Source organism: Pseudomonas fluorescens (assembly GCF_040448305.1).
GTDB lineage: Bacteria > Pseudomonadota > Gammaproteobacteria > Pseudomonadales > Pseudomonadaceae > Aquipseudomonas > Aquipseudomonas fluorescens_BH.
The window spans coordinates 5,196,383-5,216,969 of sequence record NZ_CP148752.1 but is presented as its reverse complement, the minus strand read 5'-3'; the positions used below and the strand labels follow the sequence as shown (position 1 = coordinate 5,216,969).

At 61.0% G+C, this 20,587-nt stretch carries 20 protein-coding genes; 16 read left to right on the top strand and 4 right to left on the bottom strand.

Annotation, left to right across the window (positions count from 1 at the left end):
* Positions 1–89 precede the first annotated feature (89 nt).
* The 3 genes from WHX55_RS23600 to WHX55_RS23590 form a co-directional block, all read right to left on the bottom strand.
* The gene (locus tag WHX55_RS23600; RefSeq protein WP_353741427.1) at positions 90–1,313 is read right to left on the bottom strand and encodes a type II and III secretion system protein family protein; all 1,224 of its coding nucleotides are present in this window, start codon (positions 1,311–1,313) and stop codon (positions 90–92) included.
* Positions 1,314–1,902: 589 nt separating this feature from the next.
* A complete protein-coding gene (locus tag WHX55_RS23595; RefSeq protein WP_150754013.1) occupies positions 1,903–2,310 on the bottom strand; it encodes a PA2817 family protein in 408 nt (135 codons plus the stop codon).
* Between the two features lie 74 nt (positions 2,311–2,384).
* Positions 2,385–4,832 carry an acyl-CoA dehydrogenase gene (locus WHX55_RS23590; protein WP_353741426.1) on the bottom strand — a complete coding sequence of 816 codons (2,448 nt, stop codon included), beginning with the start codon at positions 4,830–4,832 and terminating at the stop codon, positions 2,385–2,387.
* A 204-nt stretch (positions 4,833–5,036) separates the two neighbouring features.
* On the opposite strand from WHX55_RS23590, the gene WHX55_RS23585 reads away from it, so the two are divergent.
* The 4 genes from WHX55_RS23585 (at position 5,037) to WHX55_RS23570 (ending at position 8,204) form a co-directional block, all read left to right on the top strand.
* Entirely contained in the window at positions 5,037–5,696 is a 660-nt protein-coding gene (locus WHX55_RS23585) for a transglutaminase family protein (RefSeq protein WP_150758376.1), read from the top strand.
* Between the two features lie 43 nt (positions 5,697–5,739).
* Entirely contained in the window at positions 5,740–6,363 is a 624-nt protein-coding gene (locus WHX55_RS23580) for a glutathione S-transferase (RefSeq protein WP_353741425.1), read from the top strand.
* Positions 6,364–6,495: 132 nt separating this feature from the next.
* The gene (locus WHX55_RS23575) at positions 6,496–7,428 is read left to right on the top strand and encodes an ABC transporter ATP-binding protein (RefSeq protein WP_008054108.1); all 933 of its coding nucleotides are present in this window, start codon (positions 6,496–6,498) and stop codon (positions 7,426–7,428) included.
* Entirely contained in the window at positions 7,425–8,204 is a 780-nt protein-coding gene (locus tag WHX55_RS23570) for an ABC transporter permease (RefSeq protein WP_046037490.1), read from the top strand. The genes WHX55_RS23575 and WHX55_RS23570 overlap by 4 nt, the downstream gene beginning before the upstream one ends.
* A gap of 170 nt (positions 8,205–8,374) precedes the next feature.
* Here the strand turns inward: WHX55_RS23570 and WHX55_RS23565 are convergent, their stop codons facing one another.
* Complete coding sequence (locus WHX55_RS23565; protein ID WP_150726174.1) at positions 8,375–8,890, bottom strand: DUF2062 domain-containing protein; 516 nt, start codon at positions 8,888–8,890, stop codon at positions 8,375–8,377.
* A gap of 135 nt (positions 8,891–9,025) precedes the next feature.
* On the opposite strand from WHX55_RS23565, the gene WHX55_RS23560 reads away from it, so the two are divergent.
* From WHX55_RS23560 to WHX55_RS23505, 12 genes are all read left to right on the top strand, one after another.
* Entirely contained in the window at positions 9,026–11,260 is a 2,235-nt protein-coding gene (locus tag WHX55_RS23560) for a DNA internalization-related competence protein ComEC/Rec2 (RefSeq protein ID WP_353741424.1), read from the top strand.
* 98 nt (positions 11,261–11,358) lie between these two features.
* On the top strand, positions 11,359–11,994 hold the full coding sequence (locus WHX55_RS23555; RefSeq protein WP_150754005.1) for a MotA/TolQ/ExbB proton channel family protein: 636 nt from the start codon (positions 11,359–11,361) through the stop codon (positions 11,992–11,994).
* Positions 11,991–12,419: a biopolymer transporter ExbD gene (locus tag WHX55_RS23550; protein ID WP_150726177.1), complete on the top strand. Its 429-nt coding sequence runs from the start codon at positions 11,991–11,993 to the stop codon at positions 12,417–12,419. Before WHX55_RS23555 ends, WHX55_RS23550 begins: the two co-directional genes overlap by 4 nt.
* On the top strand, positions 12,419–13,429 hold the full coding sequence (gene lpxK / locus WHX55_RS23545; RefSeq protein WP_353741423.1) for a tetraacyldisaccharide 4'-kinase: 1,011 nt from the start codon (positions 12,419–12,421) through the stop codon (positions 13,427–13,429). The genes WHX55_RS23550 and lpxK overlap by 1 nt, the downstream gene beginning before the upstream one ends.
* Before the next feature lie 23 nt (positions 13,430–13,452).
* The gene (locus tag WHX55_RS23540) at positions 13,453–13,638 is read left to right on the top strand and encodes a Trm112 family protein (RefSeq protein WP_003179363.1); all 186 of its coding nucleotides are present in this window, start codon (positions 13,453–13,455) and stop codon (positions 13,636–13,638) included.
* A complete protein-coding gene (gene kdsB / locus WHX55_RS23535) occupies positions 13,635–14,399 on the top strand; it encodes a 3-deoxy-manno-octulosonate cytidylyltransferase (RefSeq protein ID WP_353741422.1) in 765 nt (254 codons plus the stop codon). Before WHX55_RS23540 ends, kdsB begins: the two co-directional genes overlap by 4 nt.
* Positions 14,399–14,863, top strand: a complete 465-nt coding sequence (locus WHX55_RS23530; protein WP_353741421.1) for a low molecular weight protein-tyrosine-phosphatase — start codon at positions 14,399–14,401, stop codon at positions 14,861–14,863. The genes kdsB and WHX55_RS23530 overlap by 1 nt, the downstream gene beginning before the upstream one ends.
* Complete coding sequence (gene murB, locus WHX55_RS23525; protein ID WP_353741420.1) at positions 14,860–15,879, top strand: UDP-N-acetylmuramate dehydrogenase; 1,020 nt, start codon at positions 14,860–14,862, stop codon at positions 15,877–15,879. The genes WHX55_RS23530 and murB overlap by 4 nt, the downstream gene beginning before the upstream one ends.
* A 241-nt stretch (positions 15,880–16,120) precedes the next feature.
* Complete coding sequence (locus WHX55_RS23520; protein ID WP_353741419.1) at positions 16,121–16,591, top strand: (2Fe-2S)-binding protein; 471 nt, start codon at positions 16,121–16,123, stop codon at positions 16,589–16,591.
* Positions 16,588–18,918, top strand: coding sequence for a xanthine dehydrogenase family protein molybdopterin-binding subunit (locus tag WHX55_RS23515; RefSeq protein WP_353741418.1), 2,331 nt, complete (start codon positions 16,588–16,590; stop codon positions 18,916–18,918). The genes WHX55_RS23520 and WHX55_RS23515 overlap by 4 nt, the downstream gene beginning before the upstream one ends.
* Positions 18,918–19,901 carry an XdhC family protein gene (locus WHX55_RS23510; RefSeq protein WP_353741417.1) on the top strand — a complete coding sequence of 328 codons (984 nt, stop codon included), beginning with the start codon at positions 18,918–18,920 and terminating at the stop codon, positions 19,899–19,901. Before WHX55_RS23515 ends, WHX55_RS23510 begins: the two co-directional genes overlap by 1 nt.
* Positions 19,898–20,494, top strand: a complete 597-nt coding sequence (locus WHX55_RS23505) for a nucleotidyltransferase family protein (protein WP_353741416.1) — start codon at positions 19,898–19,900, stop codon at positions 20,492–20,494. Before WHX55_RS23510 ends, WHX55_RS23505 begins: the two co-directional genes overlap by 4 nt.
* The last annotated feature ends 93 nt before the right edge of the window (positions 20,495–20,587 follow it).

The following is a 20,587-nucleotide window of genomic DNA, read 5'->3' as shown; positions in this document are numbered from 1 at the left end:
GCCTGGCCAATGGCAATACAGCTGGCCCGGCAAGCGTGCAAAGTCACCGTTACGCGTGAGGGCGAGGCAAGTCTGGTTCAGGCTCCGGTTCATTGCGAGAGCCCGCTGCGACTGTCGAAGTCGCCATTTTCCAGGAAGAACATGCGGTAGAAGTTCGGGTCATAATTGCGCAGCTGCTCGCCAGGCAATGACGGTAGTTGTGCATTGGCCGCCAATGGCTGGACCAGATGCGGGGTGACGATCATCAGCAGTTCGCGCTCTTCACGGTTGATGGTGTTGTCGCGGAAAAACGCGCCCAGAACCGGGATATCGCCCAGCCCCGGAAATTTGTTCACCTGGGAATCGTTGTGGGAGCTGATCAGGCCGCTGATGACGAAGCTTTCGCCGTCGGCCAGGGAGATGCTGGTATCGGTACGGCGCACGGTCAGGGCCGGGACTATCGTGCCGGCGATGCTCACGGCGTTGGTGAAGTCCAGTTCACTGACTTCCGGCGCCACCTTCAGCGCGATACGGTTTTTCCCGACGATGGTCGGCGTCAGGGTCAGGCGGATACCGAATTCCTTGTATTCGATGAAAATGTTATCGCTGCCTGAACTGGGCACCGGAATCGGTATTTCACCGCCGGCCAGGAAGCTCGCACTCTGCCCGCTGAGCGCTACCAGGCTTGGCCGCGCCAGGGTATAGGCGAAACCGCTGCCCTCTAGCGCGTTGAGTGCCACCAGGGTACTGCCGGTAGCAAACGTGAGGTTGAACTGGTCGTTTCTCACCGGTATCGACGGCGTGACAATGCCGCCAATGGTGGGCAAGGTTCTCGGCGAGCCGAACAGCCAGTTACCGCGGACGCCGAAAATCGAGGCGGAGGCTTCCTTGAGCTTGGTCCGGCTGACTTCAACGAAGCGGATATCGGTCTGCACCTGGCTCGGCAGCAGCGGGTCGTCGGAAGGCACCGACGGCACGCTGGTCAGCGCCGACGTGGCCTTGCCCTTGACGAACACCATGCTTTGGCGCGGCGTTTTCGAACAGGCGGTCCAGACCATCAGGCTGGTGGTCCCCGGCGCAATGCCCGTGAGTATGAAAGCGTTGCTGCCGCTGGGTTGCACGTCGGCAATTTTCGGGTCGCCCACCGCCAGTTGAGTTACCGGAACGGGGCTGCGCAGTTCATTCTGCAGCCCCTGACCGACCTCGTACGTTGTCGGCCAACTGTCCAGTTGCTGGCAATTGGCCGGCGCGGCCTGAGCCGCATCCACGCTGAGGCCCATCCAGAACAGGCCATGGAAAATTCGCTTGAAAGCGGGCACGGTACGAAGGCTCATTAAGTACATCCTCACTGGATAGACCGTCTTTAGGCGGACTGAGTTGTCTCGGATCACTTCACGGGGATCGGGCTATCCCCCCCAATGCGCCCGACCACTCATCCATGGCCTTGGCGTTATTCCTTGCGTGCTACACACGAGCGGGCGCAATTCGCTGATCTGGCGGGACAGCGAGCGACCTTTGCTGAATCGGTTTTTAGTGATCCGGTTACCTGGACTGCCCGTCTGAGCGATACTCGTGCCTATGGGTCGACCTGGTTCCCCCGGAAAGTCATCGGCAATGAAGGTACAGAGCCGAAAAGCGCCTGCCAGGATCATGGTGAGGTAACTCCTTTTGCCAATCCGCTGTCTGATCACTGAAGCTGACGTGGAAAATCGAGCCGTCATGACTTCTTATTGTTTGAAGGTAGTTCAATCAAACCAAAGTGCCATGAATTTAAACAAAACCATTGGTGCAAAGGCTGGAGATAGGCGGGTGGGCAAGGTCGCAGCACAGTGCGGTTGACGAAATTGACGGGTTGCGCTGAAGGCAATAAAAAAAGGCCCGCATGCTCAAGCATGCGGGCCTTTTGGCATCACTGATTGAAGATCAGTGCTTGCTGTCCTGGTTCGATAGCGCCAGCAGCTGCTTTTCCTGGTTCCAGTCGAAAGGCTCGTCGTTCTGTTCGGCTTCGAAACGGCGCTCTTCCAGTGCCTGATACAGGTCGATTTCATCATCGGGCATGTAATGCAGGCAGTCACCGGCGAAATACCACAGCAGGTCGCGCGGGACCAGGTGAGCGATTTGCGGATAGCGCGTAATGACCTGGCACAGGATGTCCTGGCCCAGGTACTGGCTTTCGATCGGGTCAATCGGCAGCGATGCAAGCAGTTCGTCGAAGCGCTCAAGGAACAAGGCATGACTTTCGTCGGGAACCTGCTCGGCCTCACCTACGGCGACCAGGATGCTGCGCAGGTGGTCGAGTAAAACGAGATGATCGGCAACGATGTTGGACACGAGATAAGTCCTCAAGAGCAAAACGGGCGCGGGAGTATAAAGCGCCTGCGCCCGTTTTTACATGCTTGAAGGGATCAGCGGACTTTTCCCTTGGCCAGTGCCAAAGCCTTTTGGTCAAAGTCATCGACATCGATCACCTTGCGCCGGGCTGCTTCGGCTTCACGCAGGGTTTGGGCTTCCACCGGCTGTAACACGCCAGCCTCGAGGGCGGCATCGATCACCGACTCGCCGGCCAGCGGTTTGACCTGGCCACTCTTGACCGCCACGTGCAGTTTTTTCTGCAACGGCTGTGCGGCGCTCAACAGATTGCAGGCGTGTTGCAATGCACCGACCGGATCGTCGCTCGCTTGCGGGCGATAGCAACCCAGGAGTAATTCCTCCAGGGCAGGGTCGTCCTTGGCGCGGCCAATCAACCCAGCGACTTCGGCTCCGAGTTTGTCCGATGGCCCTTTGTGCCGGCGACCGAACGGGAACACGATCACCCGCAACAGGCAGCCGACGACTTTGTTCGGGAAGTTATTCAACAGCTCATCCATGGCCCGTTCCGCCTCGCCCAGGCTTTCTTCCATGGCCCAGGCCAGCAGCGGTGCCATGTACTGCGGTGAGTCGAGATCGCTGTAGCGCTTGAGTGCGGCCGAGGCCAGGTAAAGGTTGCTCAGCACGTCACCCAGCCGTGCGGACAGACGTTCGCGGCGTTTCAGTGCGCCGCCCAGCAGCATCATGCTGAGGTCGGCGAGCAGGGCGAAAGCCGCGGCCTGACGATTGAGAGCGCGGAAGTAACCCTGGCTGAGCTTGTCGCCCGGGGTGTGTTCGAGGTGTCCGAAACCGAGATTGAGCACCAGTGTGCTGGCGGCGTTGCCCACGGCAAAACCGATGTGCTTGAGCAGCAGGCCATCGAATTCTCTGAGCGCCTGATCCTTGTCTTCACGGCTGGCGAGGGCCATCTCCTTGAGCACGAAGGGATGGCAGCGAATCGCACCCTGGCCGAAGATCATCAGGTTGCGTGAGAGAATGTTCGCGCCTTCGACGGTGATGAAAATCGGCGCGCAGTTCCATTTGCGGCCGAGGTAATTGTTCGGCCCCATGATGATCGCCTTGCCGCCGTGCACATCCATGGCATCGCTGATGCAATCGCGGCCGCGCTCTGTGAGGTGGTACTTGAGAATCGCCGACAGCACCGACGGTTTCTCGCCCAGATCGACCGCGTTGGCGGTCAGCATGCGGGCGGCGTCCATCATCCAGGTGTTGCCGCCAATGCGCGCCATGGCTTCCTGAATGCCTTCGAAAGTGGCAATCGGCACATTGAACTGCTCGCGAACCTGAGCGTATTGGCCCGTCACCAGGCTGGTGAACTTGGCCATGCCGGTGCCCACCGCCGGCAGGGAAATCGAACGCCCGACCGACAGGCAATTCATCAGCATCATCCAGCCTTTGCCGAGCATCTCCTGGCCGCCGATGAGGAACTCCAGGGGGACGAACACGTCCTTGCCTGAGTTCGGGCCATTCATGAACGCGGCGCCCAAGGGTAGGTGCCTGCGCCCGATTTCGACACCGGCGATGTCGGTTGGAATCAGCGCCAGGCTGATACCCAGGTCTTCGTTGTCGCCCAGCAGGTGATCCGGGTCGTAGGCCTTGAAGGCCAGGCCGAGGAGGGTGGCCACCGGGCCGAGGGTGATGTAGCGCTTTTCCCAGTTCAGGCGCAGGCCGAGGACTTCCTGGCCCTGCCATTCACCTTTGCAGATCACCCCGGAGTCCGGCATGCCGCCGGCGTCGGAGCCGGCCAAGGGACCGGTAAGGGCAAAGCACGGGATGTCGTCGCCGCGCGCCAGGCGTGGCAGGTAATGATTGCGTTGTTCGTCGGTGCCGTAATGCAGCAACAGTTCGGCCGGGCCGAGGGAGTTGGGGACCATCACGGTGGAGGCGAGGTCGCCGCTGTGGCTCGCCAGTTTCATCGCCACTTGCGAGTGGGCATAGGCGGAGAAGCCCTTGCCGCCAAACTCCTTGGGGATGATCAGGGCGAAAAAGCCGTTGTCCTTGATGAATGTCCAGGCTTGCGGCGGCAGGTCCATGGTTTGACTGAGCTGCCATTCACTGACCATGGCGCAGAGCGTTTCGGTCGGCCCATCGATGAAAGCCTGCTCCTCTTCATTCAATTGCGCTTTGGGATAGGACAGCAGTTTGTTCCAGTCCGGACGGCCACTGAACAGTTCGCCGTCCCACCAGACCGTACCGGCGTCGATGGCATCGCGTTCGGTTTGCGACATGGGCGGCAGGGTTTTCTGGAACCAGTTGAACATCGGCGCGCTGAACAATTTGCGGCGCAGGTCGGGCAGCAGCAAGGGCGCGGCGACGGCGGCGATCAATACCCAGTAAACCAGCAACAGCCAGCCCGGCGCGCGGCTGAAAGCGCCCATGGCCACGACATAGACGGCCACGATGCTCAGGGCGGGCAGTGGGGCGATGCGGCGGTGGGCCAAATAAGCAATCCCGACCAGCAGAACCAGTATCCACAACAGCAGCATATTCATTCCTCCGTGAAACCAGGGCGAACCAGCCCACAGAGCTTAGACGGCATCCGCGAAACAGGCTGGTTGGAGCGATGTGTTTGGAATCGTGGAAAAAGCGTTCATCGAGCAAGCGGCAAAGCGCCCATATTTGGCCGAAATGTCGTTATCTCTGTGCTGAAGCTCTCGCTAGACTCGGGGCTTCCCCAGGAGATTATTCTCATGCACGAGTATCTGAGTCCCGGCCGCTTCATCGATAGTGACCATCCGTCCGTCGTGGAGTTCGCCGAAAAGCACCGTGGCGCCAGTCGCGATCCGCTGGAGCAGGCGATCAGTCTCTATTACGCCGTGCGCGAAGCGGTGCGCTACAACCCGTATACATTCAGTCGCGATCCGCAAACCTTGTGCGGCAGTTATGCGTTGGCGGCCGGGGAGAGTTACTGCGTGCCCAAGGCTACGCTGCTAGCAGGTGCAGCGCGGCATTGCGGGATTCCCGCCCGGATCGGCCTGGCGGATGTGCGCAATCATTTGTCGACGCCACGGCTGCTTGAGTTGCTCAAGAGCGACATGTTCGCCATGCACGGCTACACCGAGTTCTATTTGCAGGATCGCTGGGTCAAGGCGACGCCAGCGTTCAACCGCAAACTCTGCGATCTGTTCAATGTGGCGCCGCTGGAGTTCGACGGGATCAACGACAGTGTTTTTCATCCCTTCAACCGCGATGGCGCGAAGCTGATGGAGTACCTCGTCGATCACGGCCAGTTCGCCGACGTACCTGAAGCGTTCTTTTTCGAACACCTGGAAAAATGCTATCCGCACCTGTTCGGCGAGCAACAGCAAGCGCTGTTGGGTGACATGCAGAGCGATTTGAGTCGCGCCTGATCCGGCGTATGCTGCCTGCCCACTTATCGAAAAAGAGGCGGTCATGCTGAAGATCTGGGGTCGGAAAAACTCGTCGAATGTCAGAAAACCATTGTGGGCCGCCGAAGAGCTGGGGCTGGCCTATGAGGCGATCGATGCCGGTGGCGCCTTTGGTGTCGTCGATACGCCCGACTACCGCGCCATGAATCCCAATGGTCGCGTGCCTGTCATTGAAGACGACGGTTTTGTGTTGTGGGAATCCAACGCCATCGTGCGTTACCTGATGGCCTTGCATGCCGACGGCACGGCCTGGTACCCGAACAATCTTAAGGCCCGCGCCACTGCCGACAAGTGGATGGACTGGACCACTTCGAGCTTTGCCGGCCCGTTCCGCACCGTGTTCTGGGGCGTGCTGCGTACCCCGGCAGACCAGCAGGACTGGCCCGCCATCAAGGCGGCGATCAAGGAATGCGAGACGTTGCTGGCGATGGCCGATCAGGCGTTGGCGAACAAGCCCTACCTATCCGGAGACGAGATCGGCATGGGCGATATTCCCTTGGGCAGTTTCATTTATGCCTGGTTCGAGATGCCGATCGAGCGTGCGCCACAACCGAATCTGCAGGCCTGGTACGCACGGTTGAAACAGCGTCCGGCGTATCGGAAGGCCGTCATGACCGCGTTGACTTAATACTCACTATCGACACGCTTGACTGTACTTGTGTGGCGGCGACAAGCACCATTGTGCCAGTTCGCTGCGGTTGTATTGTTCGCCGCCGCCCATACTTATCCCTTTCTTCCCTTCTTGGTGCGTAAATCAGATATGAGTTCCGCTCTGTCCATCCGGCAGCTAACCAAAACCTACGGCAACGGTTTCCAGGCCCTGAGTGGTATCGATCTGGATGTCGCCGAAGGTGACTTCTTCGCCTTGCTCGGCCCGAACGGCGCCGGCAAATCCACGACCATCGGCATTCTCTCGACCCTGGTGAACAAGACCAGCGGCACAGTGAATATCTTCGGCCACGACCTGGACAGGAATCCTGCGCAGCTCAAGCGCTCCATCGGCGTGGTGCCTCAGGAGTTCAACTTCAACCAGTTCGAAAAGACCTTCGACATCGTCGTGACCCAGGCCGGCTACTACGGCATCCCGGCGAAAATCGCCAAGGAACGCGCCGAACAGTACCTGACCCAGCTCGGCCTGTGGGACAAGAAGGACGTGCCGTCGCGTTCACTGTCCGGCGGCATGAAGCGTCGCCTGATGATCGCCCGCGCGCTGGTTCATGAACCGCGCCTGCTGATCCTCGACGAACCGACTGCCGGGGTGGACATCGAGCTGCGTCGCTCAATGTGGAGCTTCCTCACCGAGCTGAACCAGAAAGGCATCACCATCATCCTCACGACCCACTACCTGGAAGAGGCTGAGCAGTTGTGCCGCAACATCGGCATCATCGACCACGGCACCATCGTCGAGAACACCAGCATGAAGCAGTTGCTCAGCCAATTGCATGTGGAAACGTTCCTGCTGGATATGAAGAACACGTTGCAAGTGGCGCCTCAGTTGCTCGGCTACCCGTCCCGGCTGATCGACAGCCACACCCTGGAAGTCCAGGTGGACAAATCCATGGGCATCACCGCGCTGTTCACCCAGTTGGCGCAGCAGAACATCGAAGTACTGAGCCTGCGCAACAAAACCAATCGGCTTGAGGAGTTGTTCGTGTCCCTGGTGGAGAAAAATCTGTCGAAGGTGGCGGTATGAGTTCCGAGCTGCGCCCCAACCTCGTTGCCCTCAACACCATCGTTTACCGTGAAGTCCGGCGTTTCACCCGGATCTGGCCGCAGACCTTGCTGCCACCGGCCATCACCATGGTCCTGTACTTCGTGATCTTCGGTAATCTGATCGGTCGGCAAATCGGCGACATGGGTGGCTTCACTTACATGGAGTACATCGTGCCGGGGCTGATCATGATGTCGGTGATCACCAACTCCTACGGCAACGTGGTGTCGAGTTTCTTCGGCAGCAAGTTCCAGCGTTCCATTGAAGAACTGATGGTCTCGCCGCTGTCGCCGCACACTATTCTGATCGGCTACACCCTGGGCGGTGTGCTACGCGGGTTGATGGTGGGGATCATCGTGACTCTGCTGTCGCTGTTCTTCACCCATTTGCAGGTGCATCATCTGGGCGTGACTATTCTGGTGGTGGTGCTGACCGCGACGATCTTCTCGCTGCTGGGCTTCATCAACGCCGTGTTTGCGCGCAACTTCGATGACATTTCGATCATTCCGACTTTCGTGCTGACGCCACTGACTTACCTGGGCGGGGTCTTCTACTCGATCACCTTGCTGCCGCCGTTCTGGCAGACCGTGTCCCTTGCCAACCCGGTGCTGCACATGGTCAACGCGTTCCGTTACGGCATCCTTGGCGTTTCGGATATCCGCATCAGCGTGGCCATCGCCTTCATGCTGGTCGCGACCGCGGTGCTGTATCTCGGTAGTGCACGGTTGCTGGTCAGCGGGCGCGGGATGCGTACTTAAGGGATACCGTGTCGCCTGCATCGCGAGCAAGCTCGCTCCCACAGGGGATCTACTTTGCGACATGGATCGAGTGTGGGAGCGAGCTTGCTCCGGGCGGCGTTCCGACGATGGCGTCAGCCCAGACACCGCATAAAAAAAACGGCCTCCCAAGTGGAGGCCGTTTTGCATTCTCACATTCGACTTTGCCTGCGCCGCTTCCATTGCCGCGCCACCCACCAGCGCCAATACATCATCACCAGGAAGTAGGCCAGTGCACCGAGTGCCAGCCCGGTTACAACCGAGCCCAACAGAAACGGTTGCCACAGTGTCGAGATTTCGCCCCTGATCCATTCCCAGGTCAGTGAGTCCGGCAACTGCCGGGTGGGAACGTCCATCAGCCAGGCGCCAGCCTGGTAGGTGCAGAAGAACACCGCAGGCATGGTGATCGGGTTGGTCAGCCAGACCAGGCTCACGGCAATCGGCATGTTGCCGCGCACGATGATGGCGAGGATGGCTGCCAGCAGCATCTGCAACGGGATCGGCAGAAACGCGGCGAACAGCCCCACCGCCATGGCGCGGGCAACGGAGTGGCGGTTGAGGTGCCACAGGTTCGGGTCATGCAACAGCGTGCCGAGAAAGCGTAAGGATTTGTGTTCCCTGATGCTCATCGGGTCTGGCATGTAACGTTTGAATAAGCGCCGGGGCATAAGGCTTCTCGGTCGGTCAGGGCGGCAAGTATGTCTGGATTCTATGAACTGCCCATTCAGACTTTGTGACAATTATTGACGACGCCCATGTGACGGGCGGGCTAAGCATTGAAGGGTACTCTCAAGGACGGGCTTATGCGCACAGGGATGATGGCGCTGGCGTTGGGTCTGTTGACCTTGCGTTTTTTACCGGCATTACCGCCGGTCTGGTTGTGGCTGGCGATGCCGGTGGCGGGTTTGATGTTGCTGCCGTTCAGGACCTATCCGGTGGCGTTTTACCTGTTCGGTTTGAGTTGGGCCTGCGCGAATGCGCAGTGGGCGCTGGATGACCGATTGCCGCCGACGCTGGACGGAGAAACCCGTTGGGTCGAAGGGCGGGTCACAGGCTTGCCTCGGCATGACGACGGTGTCGTGCGTTTCGAATTGACCGACATCCAGTCCCGACGTACCCGGCTGCCGCGGCAAATGCGTCTGGCCTGGTATGGCGGGCCGCCGGTGAACAGTGGCGAACGCTGGCGCCTGGCAGTCAAGTTGAAGCGCCCGGTCGGGCTCCTCAATCCGCAGGCCTTCGACTACCAGGCCTGGTTGCTGGCACAACACATCGGGGCGACCGGGACGGTCAAGCAGGGCGAACGCCTTGCGCCAGCCCAATGGGCCTGGCGTGATGCAATCCGTCAGCGTTTGCTGGCGGTGGATGCCCAAGGGCGAAGCGGCGCGTTGACGGCGTTGGTGCTCGGGGACGGCGCCGGGCTGAGTCGCGAAGACTGGCAGGTATTGCAGGACACCGGCACGGTGCATCTGTTGGTGATTTCCGGGCAGCACATCGGATTGCTGGCGGGCGTCGTGTATCTGCTGATCGCTGGCCTGGCCCGCTTGGGGCTATGGCCGAGTCGTCTGCCATGGTTGCCCTGGGCGTGTGGCCTGGCATTCGCCGCTGCGCTCGGTTACGGGATGCTGGCCGGTTTCGAGGTGCCGGTACGACGGGCCTGCCTGATGATTGCAATGGTGTTGTTGTGGCGTCTACGGTTCCGTCATCTCGGTGCATGGTGGCCACTGTTGTTGGCACTCAGCGGCATTTTGCTGCTGGAGCCGCTGGCGAGTCTTCAACCTGGGTTCTGGCTGTCTTTCGCGGCCGTGGCAGTCTTGATATTGACCTTCGGCGGACGTTTGGGGCCTTGGCGTTGGTGGCAGACCTGGACCCGTGCCCAGTGGCTGATTGCAATCGGGCTGTGCCCATTGTTACTGGTTCTGGGGTTACCGATCAGTCTCAGCGGGCCGCTGGCCAATTTGTTCGCGGTGCCCTGGATCAGTCTGGTGGTACTGCCACCGGCCTTGCTCGGGACGCTGTTGCTGCCGGTGCCTTACGTGGGTGAGAAATTGCTGTGGCTGGCGGGCGGCCTGATCGACGGGTGGTTCAGGGGATTGGGGCTCGTCTCCGGTCAGGTTCCCGCGTGGGTGCCCGCGGCAGTCCCGCTATGGGCCTGGGTAATCGGTGCCATTGGCGCCTTCTTGCTATTGCTGCCGCGAGGCTTACCAATGCGCCCGTTAGGGTGGCCCATGCTGTTGATGCTGGTTTTTGCGCCCAGGCCGATGTTGCAGGAGGGCATGGCCGAAGTCTGGCAACTGGATGTCGGACAGGGCCTGGCGATCCTGGTGCGCACTCGGCATCACACGTTGCTTTATGACGCCGGACCGCGTTTCGGTGAACTCGACCAAGGGGAACGGGTGGTGCTGCCAGCATTGCGCAAACTTGGGGTGAAGGGGCTCGACCTGATGCTGATCAGCCACGTCCATGCCGATCATGCCGGCGGTGCCCCGGCGATTGCCAGGGGCTTGCCGGTGAAACAGGTAGTCAGTGGTGAACCGTCAGACTTGCCTGCGCAATTGCAGGCCGAGAGCTGTGAGAGCGGCCGGCAATGGACCTGGGATGAAGTTGATTTCCAGCTTTGGCACTGGCCGTTGGCCGGCGACAGCAACCAGAACTCCTGTGTCTTGCTGATCGAGGCCAATGGCGAACGGATGCTGTTGAGTGGCGACATCGATGCCGCCGCCGAGAGAGCCCTGCTGGACAGTCCGTTGGCCCTGCCCACCGATTGGCTGCAGGCGCCACACCACGGCAGTCGCAGTTCGTCATCCAATGCCCTATTGGATGTCCTGCAACCTAAAGGTGCGCTGATCTCCCGCGGGCAGGGCAATTCGTTTGGCCATCCGCATGCGACGGTCATCGCGCGGTATCAAAAACGTGGGATGGCGATCTACGACAGCGTCGAACAGGGTGCCATTCGTCTGCAACTGGGACGCTTCGAGCCGCCGTGGTCAATGCGCCAGGAACGGCGTTTCTGGCGCGATCCGCCGCCCTTCAACCCATAACCGAGCGTTATCAAAGCCCGACCGGATGCGACATCACGGTCTTCGGTGCTTGCACCCCCTATGTTAGAGTGGCGCACTTTTTCGAGGGGACTGTCACTGTGTGGGAATTGGTCAAATCCGGCGGCTGGATGATGTTGCCGATCATTCTGAGTTCCATCGCGGCCATGGCGATCGTCGCCGAACGCCTCTGGACCCTGCGAGCCAGCCGCGTGACCCCGGAGCACTTGCTCGGGCAGGTCTGGGTCTGGATCAAGGACAAACAGCTCAATAAGGAAAAACTCAAGGAACTGCGCGCCAATTCGCCTTTGGGCGAGATCCTGGCGGCCGGCCTGGCCAACTCCAGGCATGGTCGCGAGATCATGAAGGAGTGCATCGAAGAGGCTGCACAACGAGTCATCCATGAGCTCGAACGCTACGTCGCCGCCCTGGGCACCATCGCCGCCATGGCGCCGTTGCTGGGCCTGTTGGGTACGGTGCTGGGCATGATCGATATTTTCAGCGCGTTCACAGGCAATGGCATGACCACCAACGCCTCGGTACTGGCCGGTGGTATTTCCAAGGCCCTGATCACCACGGCAGCGGGCCTGATGGTGGGTATCCCCGCGGTGTTCTTCCACCGTTTCCTGCAACGCCGGATCGATGAGCTGGTGGTGGGCATGGAGCAGGAAGCGATCAAGCTGGTCGAAGTGGTGCAGGGCGATCGCGATGTGGACCTGACCGGGAGCAAAGCGTGAAATTCCGCCGCAAACCACGGGAAACGGTGGACATCAACCTCGCGTCGCTGATCGACGTAGTGTTCATCCTGCTGCTGTTTTTTGTCGTGACCACCACCTTCACCCGTGAAACCCAGTTGCGCGTCGATCTGCCGGAAGCCGTCAGCGGCACGCCGGCCGACGATCAGAGCAAGCCTTTGGACATCGCCATCAGTGCCGACGGCGTGTTCTCGGTGAACAACCAGATCCTGCCGAAAAGTGACCTGGCTTCGCTGATGGACGCGCTGCAAAAAGCAGCCAACGGCGACACCAACCGACCGCTGTCCATCAGCGCCGACGGCAAGACTCAACATCAGTCCGTGGTGACCGCGATGGATGCGGCCGGCAAGCTTGGTTTCAGCCATTTGCGCATGACCACTATCGAGGCGGCGCCCCCCGCGCCCTGATGAGCATGTCCAATCGATTGCTCGCCGCGTGGTATGACGGTCATCCGGCCCTGAAGCTGTTGCAGCCACTGGAGTGGTTGTACCGGCGCGTGGTCATGAACAAGCGCAAGCGCTTTCTGGCGGGTGAGGGCGAGATCTATCAGCCGCCGGTGCCGCTGATCGTGGTTGGCAATATCACCGTGGGTGGCACCGGCAAGACGCCGCTGATTCTATGGATGATCGAGCACTGCCAGCGCAGCGGCCTGCGGGTCGGCGTGGTCAGCCGCGGCTACGGCGCCAAACCGCCGCAGTTGCCGTGGCGGGTCGAGGCCGAGCAAAGCGCTGACGTCGCCGGTGACGAGCCGTTGCTGATCGTCCAGCGCACGGGCGTGCCGCTGATGATCGACCCTAATCGCGGTAACGCCGTCAAAGCCTTGCTGGCCAGCGAGCCGCTGGACTTGATCCTGTCCGACGACGGCATGCAGCACTACCGCCTGGCGCGTGACCTCGAGCTGGTGCTGATCGACGCCGCCCGCGGCCTGGGCAACCGTCGATGCCTGCCTGCCGGGCCATTGCGCGAACCGGTCGAGCGCCTGCAAAGCGTCGACGCGGTGCTCTACAACGGTGCCGTGGCTGACCGCGATGATGGATTCGCCTTTCAATTGCAACCCACCGCGCTGGTCAACCTGCGCAGCGGCGAACGGCGCCCCCTCGACCACTTCCCCAGCGGCCAGGCCCTGCACGCGGTGGCCGGCATCGGTAATCCGCAACGTTTCTTCAAGACCCTCGAAACGCTACACTGGCAGCCGGTTTCACATGCGTTTGCCGACCACGCCGAATACAGCGTGGAGGCTTTGAATTTCTCACCGTCATTGCCATTGGTGATGACGGAAAAGGACGCGGTGAAATGCCGTGCCTTTGCCACCGCCGATTGGTGGTACCTGGCGGTCGATGCTGTGCCGTCACTGGCCTTCGTGGCCTGGTTCGACACACAGTTGATGCGCCTGCTGCCGGCTCGTTTGTTGCCTTAACTCCATTTTTCCAGGGAATGCTCATGGACACCAAATTGCTCGATATCCTCGCTTGCCCAGTCTGCAAAGGCCCGCTCAAGCTCAGCGCCGACAAGACCGAGCTGATCAGCAAGGGCGCAGGCCTGGCCTACCCGATTCGCGACGGTATCCCGGTGATGCTCGAATCCGAAGCGCGCACCCTGACCACCGACGAGCGCCTGGACAAATGAATACAGCCTTTACCGTCGTCATTCCGTCGCGTTTCGCCTCTACCCGCCTGCCAGGCAAGCCACTGCTGCTGATCGCCGGCAAGCCGATGATCCAGCACGTCTGGGAACAGGCGAGCAAAAGCGGTGCCGAGCGTGTGGTAGTCGCCACCGACGATGCGCGCATTATCGAGGCCTGCAAGGGCTTCGGCGCCGAAGTGGTACTGACCCGTGAAGACCACAACTCCGGCACTGATCGCCTGGCCGAAGTTGCGATGAAACTGGGCCTGGCACCCGACGCCATCGTGGTCAACGTCCAGGGCGACGAACCGCTGATCCCGCCGAGCGTGATCGACCAGGTGGCCGCCAACCTGGCTGCTCATACCGAAGCGCGCATGGCCACCCTGGCCGAGCCGATCGAAGACGTGGACAGCCTGTTCAACCCCAACGTGGTCAAGGTCGTCAGCGACCTCAATGGCCTGGCGCTGACGTTCAGTCGTTCCACCTTGCCCTGGGCGCGGGATGCGTTCGCCGTGAACCCTGAGCAGTTGCCGGAAGGTGTGCCGTATCGCCGCCATATCGGCATCTATGCCTACCGCGCCGGTTTCCTGCAGGATTTCGTCAGCTGGGGTCCATGCTGGCTGGAAAACACCGAGTGCCTGGAACAGCTGCGTGCCCTGTGGCACGGCGTGCGGATCCATGTGGCCGACGCACTGATCGCGCCGCCAGCCGGTGTCGATACCGTTGAAGACCTAGAGCGCGTTCGTCGCCTGCTGGAGGCGTGATGCGGGTTCTGTTTGTCTGCCTGGGCAACATCTGCCGTTCACCCACGGCCGAAGGCGTGCTGCGGCATAAGTTGCGTGAAGCGGGGCTGGCCGACCAGGTCGAAGTCGCCTCAGCCGGTACTGGCGACTGGCATGTCGGCAAGGCGCCGGACCAGCGCAGTCAGGCCGCGGCAAAGCTGCGCGGTTATGACTTGTCCGCCCAGCGCGCCCGGCAAGTCAGCCGCGCCGATTTCACCACCTACGATCTGATCCTGGCGATGGACAACAGCAATCTGCGCAATCTCAAGGCCTTGCAACCGGTCAAGTGCAAGGCCGAGTTGGATCTGTTCCTGCGTCGCTATCAGTCGGACGTCGATGAGGTCCCGGACCCGTATTACGACGGCGACCAAGGCTTCGAACAGGTGTTGGACCTGATCGAGCGCGCCAGTGATTTGCTGGTGATCGAATTGAAGGGACGGTTATGAGTTTGCAGATTCAATCGCAGGTTTCGCTCAAGCCGTTCAACAGCTTTGGTGTGGATGTCCAGGCCCGGTTGTTTGCCGAGGCCCATAGCGACGCCGATGTGCGAGAAGCACTGGCCTATGGGCTGGAACACGAGGTGCCGGTGCTGGTGATTGGCGGCGGCAGCAACCTGCTGCTGACGGCGGACATCGATTCGCTGGTGCTGCGCATGGCCACCCGCGGGACTCGCGTGCTGAGCGATGACGGCAGCAAAGTGGTGATCGAGGCCGAGGCCGGTGAGCCCTGGCATCCCTTTGTGCAACACACACTGTCCCAGGGACTGTCCGGCCTGGAAAACCTCAGCCTGATTCCCGGCACCGTCGGTGCGGCACCAATGCAGAACATCGGCGCCTATGGGGTCGAGATCAAGGACGTGTTCGCCGGCCTGACCGCCCTCGATCGCCAGACCGGCGAACTGCGCGACTTCACATTGCAAGAGTGCAACTTCGCTTACCGCGACAGCCTGTTCAAGCAGGAGCCGGGGCGTTGGTTGATCCTGCGTGTGCGTTTCGCCCTCGACCGCGCCGCGCATCTGCACCTGGAATACGGCCCGGTGCGTCAGCGCCTGACCGAACAAGGCATCGAGCATCCGACCGCCAGCGATGTCAGCCAGGCCATTTGCAGCATCCGCAATGAAAAACTCCCGGACCCGGCCGTACTCGGCAATGCCGGCAGCTTCTTCAAGAACCCTTTGGTGTCGACGGCGCTGGCTGCACGGCTCAAGAGCGAATACCCGGACCTGGTGGCCTATGCGCAACCCAATGGGCAGATGAAGCTGGCCGCCGGTTGGTTGATCGAGCGGGCAGGGTGGAAGGGTTTCCGTGAGGCTGACGCTGGCGTGCATAAATTGCAGGCACTGGTGCTGGTCAACTATGGCGGCGCGACGGGCCTGCAACTGCTGAACCTGGCGCAGCGCATCCAGAAAGACATTTTCGAGCGTTTCCATGTCGATCTGGAAATGGAGCCGAACCGGTATTGAGCTAAGCTTTCAAGGCGGATCAAAAAGCCCTGCACGATGTTTAATGTGCAGGGCTTTTTTGTTAATGCTCGGTTAACTTAGTCAGCTAACGATGCACACTCTTGCTCCACCAAAGGCCCGGTGCAGACCCTTTGCGTCCGCACAAGAGAGCCCATTAGCCTGAGTCGATCTGCGTGCGACCCACCGAGATCCAGCGGCAGATTGCTCGACCCCATAACTCAAGACCTATGCGGGCGTGCCCATGATTACCCTGAAACTCAATGGTCAAGACCATCAACTCGACGTCACCGAGGACATGCCGCTGCTCTGGGCGATCCGCGACGTGGCCGGTTACAGCGGCACCAAATTCGGCTGCGGCATGGGCCTGTGCGGGGCCTGCACCATTCATATCGAAGGGGCTCCGGCACGCAGTTGCATCACGCCCATCGGTTCAGTCGTCGGGCAGAATGTCAGCACCATCGACAACTTGCACGCCGACCCGATCGGCAAAGTCGTGCAGCAAGCCTGGCTCGACACGGCAGTGGCCCAGTGTGGCTTCTGCCAGGGCGGGCAAATCATGTCCGCGACGGCGCTGCTCAAGACCAATCCGAACCCGAGCGACGAGCAGATCGAAGAAGCCATGGTTGGCAACATCTGCCGCTGCGGCACCTACAACCGCATCAAGACCGCGATCCGCCAGGCCTCCACTCACCTGAAGGAGGCCAAGGCATGAGCCAGTTACCGAATGATTTCGCCCTGAGCAATCTGAGCCAGCTCAGTCGCCGTGGCTTCCTGAAAGGGGTGGGTGCCACCAGTGCGCTGGTATTGGCGGCGAGTTGGGGCTGGCAAGACGCTTTTGCCGGAGAAAAAGACAAGAAGTTCGGCGCCGACGGCATGCCCCACGGCTGGGTCGACGATCCGAAAGTCTATGTGAGCATCGCCGCCGATGGCACGGTGACCGTGATCTGCAACCGCTCGGAGATGGGCCAGGGCGTGCGCACCAGCTTGACCATGGTGGTGGCCGATGAACTGGAAGCCGACTGGGCGATGGTCAAGGTGCAGCAGGCCCCCGGCGATGAGGTGCGCTTCGGCAACCAGGACACCGACGGCTCGCGCAGCATGCGTCACTGGTATGAGCCGATGCGCCGTTGCGGTGCCGCCGCGCGGACCATGCTCGAACAGGCTGCGGCCGCACAATGGAAAGTGCCGGTCGGTGAGTGTCACGCGCAACTGCACAAGGTCATCCATGAGCCTTCTGGCCGCGAACTCGGATATGGCGCCCTGGCCTCCGCCGCAAGTGCGTTGCCGGTTCCGGCCCGCGACAGCCTGAAGCTCAAGCAACCCTCTGAGTTCCGTTACATCGGCAAGGAAGGCACCAAGGCCATCGACGGTGAAGACATCGTCAACGGTCGTGCGGTGTACGGCGCCGACGTGCATTTCGACGGCATGCTGTACGCGACCATTGCGCGGCCCACGGTGTATGGCGGCAAAGTCAAAAGCTTCGATGGCAGCGCGGCGATGAAAGTCCCCGGCGTGGTCAAAGTGGTACAGATCGAAAGCCGTCCGTTGCCCTCTGAGTTCCAACCTCTGGGCGGCATCGCCGTGGTGGCGAGCAATACCTGGGCGGCGATCAAAGGGCGCGAGGCACTGAAAATCGAGTGGGACGACGGCCCCAACGCCAGCTACGATTCGATCGCCTATCGCAAGGAACTCGAAGCCGCCTCGCTCAAGCCCGGCAAGGTGGTGCGCAATACCGGCAACCTCGAAAAGGCCATGGACAGCGCCGATAGCACCCTGGAAGCCTCCTACTATTTGCCGCATCTGTCACAGTCGCCGATGGAGCCGATGGTCGCCATTGCGCGGTTCAAGGACGGTGCGTGTGAAGCCTGGGGGCCAAGCCAGGCACCGCAGGTCTCTCGGGAACGGATCGGTGAGCGCCTGGGCCTGCCGTTCGACAAGGTCACGTTCAACGTGACCTTGCTGGGGGGCGGATTCGGGCGCAAGTCCAAGCCTGACTTCATCATCGAAGCCGCCATCCTCGCCAAAGAATTCCCAGGCAAAGCGGTGCAGGTGCAATGGACCCGCGAAGACGACATCCACTGTTCCTACTTCCACACCGTGTCGGCCGAATACCTCAAGGCCAGCCTGAACAAGGATGGCCTGCCGTCCGGCTGGTTGCACCGTACGGTGGCGCCGAGCATCACCGCGTTGTTTGCGCCGGGCATGAACCATGAGGCGGCGTTCGAACTGGGCATGGGGTTCACCAACATGGCCTATGCGATCCCCAACATTCGCCTGGAGAACCCCGAGGCCACGGTGCATACCCGGGTGGGTTGGTATCGCTCGGTGTCGAATATTCCCCATGGCTTCGCGATCCAGAGTTTTATCGATGAACTGGCGCACAAGGCCGGGCAGGACCCACTCAAGTACCAGATCAGATTGCTCGGCCCGGATCGTCAGATCGATCCGCGCACCTTGAGTGAAGAGTGGAACTACGGCGAATCCCCCGAGCGTTATCCGATCGACACCGCGCGCCTGCGCACGGTACTGGAGACCGCCGCCAAAGCCGCCGGTTGGGGGCGTGAGTTGCCCAAGGGGCGCGGCCTGGGACTGGCGGTGCATTACAGCTTCGTGACGTATGTGGCGGCGGTGATCGAGGTGGAGGTGAAAGATGATGGCACACTGGTGGTGCACAAGGCCGACATCGCCGTCGACTGCGGACCACAGATCAACCCCGAGCGCATTCGCGCGCAATTCGAGGGTGCCTGCGTCATGGGCCTGGGTAATGCGGTGCTGGGGGAAATCAGCTTCAAGGACGGCAAGGTCCAGCAGGATAACTTCCACATGTACGAGGTGGCGCGCATGTCCCTGGCACCGAAAGAAGTGGCGGTGCATCTGGTGACGCCGCCGGGCAACGTCCCGTTGGGCGGTGTGGGTGAACCAGGCGTGCCACCGATTGCGCCAGCACTGTGCAATGCGATCTTTGCGGCCACCGGCAAACGCATCCGCAACCTGCCGGTTCGTTATCAGCTGTCGGGCTGGCAAAAGGCCGGCGCCTGATGGACAGCGCCGATCTGAACGTCCTGCGCAGTGTGTTGCAATGGCATCGCGCCGGTCAGCGGGTGGTGTTGTACAGCGTGGTCGAAACCTGGGGCACTGCGCCCCGGGCACCCGGCGCCATGCTCGCCTTGCGCGAAGACGGCATGGTGATTGGTTCGGTTTCCGGCGGGTGTGTCGAAGATGACTTGATCGCCCGGCTGCACGACGGACGCCTAGCGCTTGACGGGCCGCCGGTGCAATTGATCACCTACGGCGTGACCCGCGAGGAAGCCGCACGTTTCGGCTTGCCCTGCGGCGGTACCTTGCGCTTGACCGAGGAGCGTATCGACGATGGGGATTGGGTCGAGCCATTGCTCGCGCGTTGCGAGGCCCATGAAATCGTTGCGCGCGAACTGAATCTGGCCACTGGCAAAGTACTTTTGCTGCCGGCCAGTAAAGCTGACGTGTTGGCATTCGACGGACAGACCTTGCGGGCGATCTATGGCCCGCGCTGGCGCTTGCTGCTGATCGGCGCGGGGCAGCTGTCACGTTATGTGGCGGAAATGGCCCGGTTGCTGGATTTCGAGGTGTTGATTTGCGATCCGCGTACCGAGTTTGTCTATGGCTGGGAGGAGCAGCACGGACGATTCGTTTCGGGCATGCCGGATGAGGCGGTATTGAACATCCAGACCGATGAACGCACGGCCATCGTGGCCTTGACCCATGATCCGCGTCTGGACGACATGGCGCTGCTCACGGCCCTGGATTCCAGGGCTTTTTACGTCGGGGCGCTGGGCTCGCGGGTCAACAGCCAGAAGCGCCGGGAAAACCTGGCTCAACTGGGGTTGTCGCAATCGGCGATTGACCGCTTGCATGGTCCGATCGGTTTGCACATTGGCAGTCATAGTCCTGCGGAAATTGCCTTGTCGCTCATGGCGGAAATCGTGGCGGTCAAAAATGGCGTCGAACTGAAGCAGAAGAAAGCCGTGCGGGAGAGCGTATGAGCGAGTCCATTGGCGTCGTCGTACTGGCGGCGGGGCAGGGCAGCCGCTTTCGCCAGGAGGCGGGTGCCGAAAAGGATAAATTGGTGGCCGATTGCACCGGGCGTGACGGCGTGGTGCGGTCCGTCATCGAGCACACGTTGGTCAATCTGCCGGTGGCGCTGGACAAACGCGTACTGGTGACCACTGCTGACCGCCCGCAAGTGATTCGCATGGCTCAGGCCTATGGCTGCGAGATTGTACTGATCGAATCGACGGGAATGGGCGACAGCATTGCCGCGGGAGTCGTTGCCTGCAAGCAACTCGATGGTTGGTTGATGGTGCTGGGGGATATGCCGTTCATCCTGCCATCCAGTATCGAGCAAGTGGTGGCGGGTATTGGCGATGACATTATCAGCGTGCCCGTGCAGGACGGCGAGTATGGGCATCCGGTCGGGTTCGGGCGGGACTTCGCTGCGGGGTTGATGGCGTTGTCGGGGGATCGCGGTGCCAAACCGCTGTTTGCCCAAGGGCGGGTGGTTGAGGTGGCAGTGGCGGATCCCGGTGTGTTGTGGGATGTGGATGTGCCGCAGGCATTGATCTTTAGCCCCGCATAGATTTTCAGATCAACCTGAACCCCCTGTGGGAGCGAGCCTGCTCGCGATAGCGATCTGCCATCCAGCAGAGATGCAATCTGATCCACCGCTATC

Bases quoted from the DNA above. Each gene is read 5' to 3' on its own strand.
- WHX55_RS23600 (WP_353741427.1), bottom strand. From the start codon at position 1,313: ATGAGCCTTCGTACCGTGCCCGCTTTCAAGCGAATTTTCCATGGCCTG.
- WHX55_RS23590 (WP_353741426.1), bottom strand. From the start codon at position 4,832: ATGCTGCTGTTGTGGATACTGGTTCTGCTGGTCGGGATTGCTTATTTG.
- WHX55_RS23585 (WP_150758376.1), top strand. From the start codon at position 5,037: ATGCACGAGTATCTGAGTCCCGGCCGCTTCATCGATAGTGACCATCCG.
- WHX55_RS23580 (WP_353741425.1), top strand. From the start codon at position 5,740: ATGCTGAAGATCTGGGGTCGGAAAAACTCGTCGAATGTCAGAAAACCA.
- WHX55_RS23575 (WP_008054108.1), top strand. From the start codon at position 6,496: ATGAGTTCCGCTCTGTCCATCCGGCAGCTAACCAAAACCTACGGCAAC.
- WHX55_RS23570 (WP_046037490.1), top strand. From the start codon at position 7,425: ATGAGTTCCGAGCTGCGCCCCAACCTCGTTGCCCTCAACACCATCGTT.
- WHX55_RS23565 (WP_150726174.1), bottom strand. From the start codon at position 8,890: ATGCCCCGGCGCTTATTCAAACGTTACATGCCAGACCCGATGAGCATC.
- WHX55_RS23560 (WP_353741424.1), top strand. From the start codon at position 9,026: ATGCGCACAGGGATGATGGCGCTGGCGTTGGGTCTGTTGACCTTGCGT.
- lpxK (WP_353741423.1), top strand. From the start codon at position 12,419: ATGAGCATGTCCAATCGATTGCTCGCCGCGTGGTATGACGGTCATCCG.
- WHX55_RS23540 (WP_003179363.1), top strand. From the start codon at position 13,453: ATGGACACCAAATTGCTCGATATCCTCGCTTGCCCAGTCTGCAAAGGC.
- kdsB (WP_353741422.1), top strand. From the start codon at position 13,635: ATGAATACAGCCTTTACCGTCGTCATTCCGTCGCGTTTCGCCTCTACC.
- WHX55_RS23530 (WP_353741421.1), top strand. From the start codon at position 14,399: ATGCGGGTTCTGTTTGTCTGCCTGGGCAACATCTGCCGTTCACCCACG.
- murB (WP_353741420.1), top strand. From the start codon at position 14,860: ATGAGTTTGCAGATTCAATCGCAGGTTTCGCTCAAGCCGTTCAACAGC.
- WHX55_RS23520 (WP_353741419.1), top strand. From the start codon at position 16,121: ATGATTACCCTGAAACTCAATGGTCAAGACCATCAACTCGACGTCACC.
- WHX55_RS23515 (WP_353741418.1), top strand. From the start codon at position 16,588: ATGAGCCAGTTACCGAATGATTTCGCCCTGAGCAATCTGAGCCAGCTC.
- WHX55_RS23510 (WP_353741417.1), top strand. From the start codon at position 18,918: ATGGACAGCGCCGATCTGAACGTCCTGCGCAGTGTGTTGCAATGGCAT.
- WHX55_RS23505 (WP_353741416.1), top strand. From the start codon at position 19,898: ATGAGCGAGTCCATTGGCGTCGTCGTACTGGCGGCGGGGCAGGGCAGC.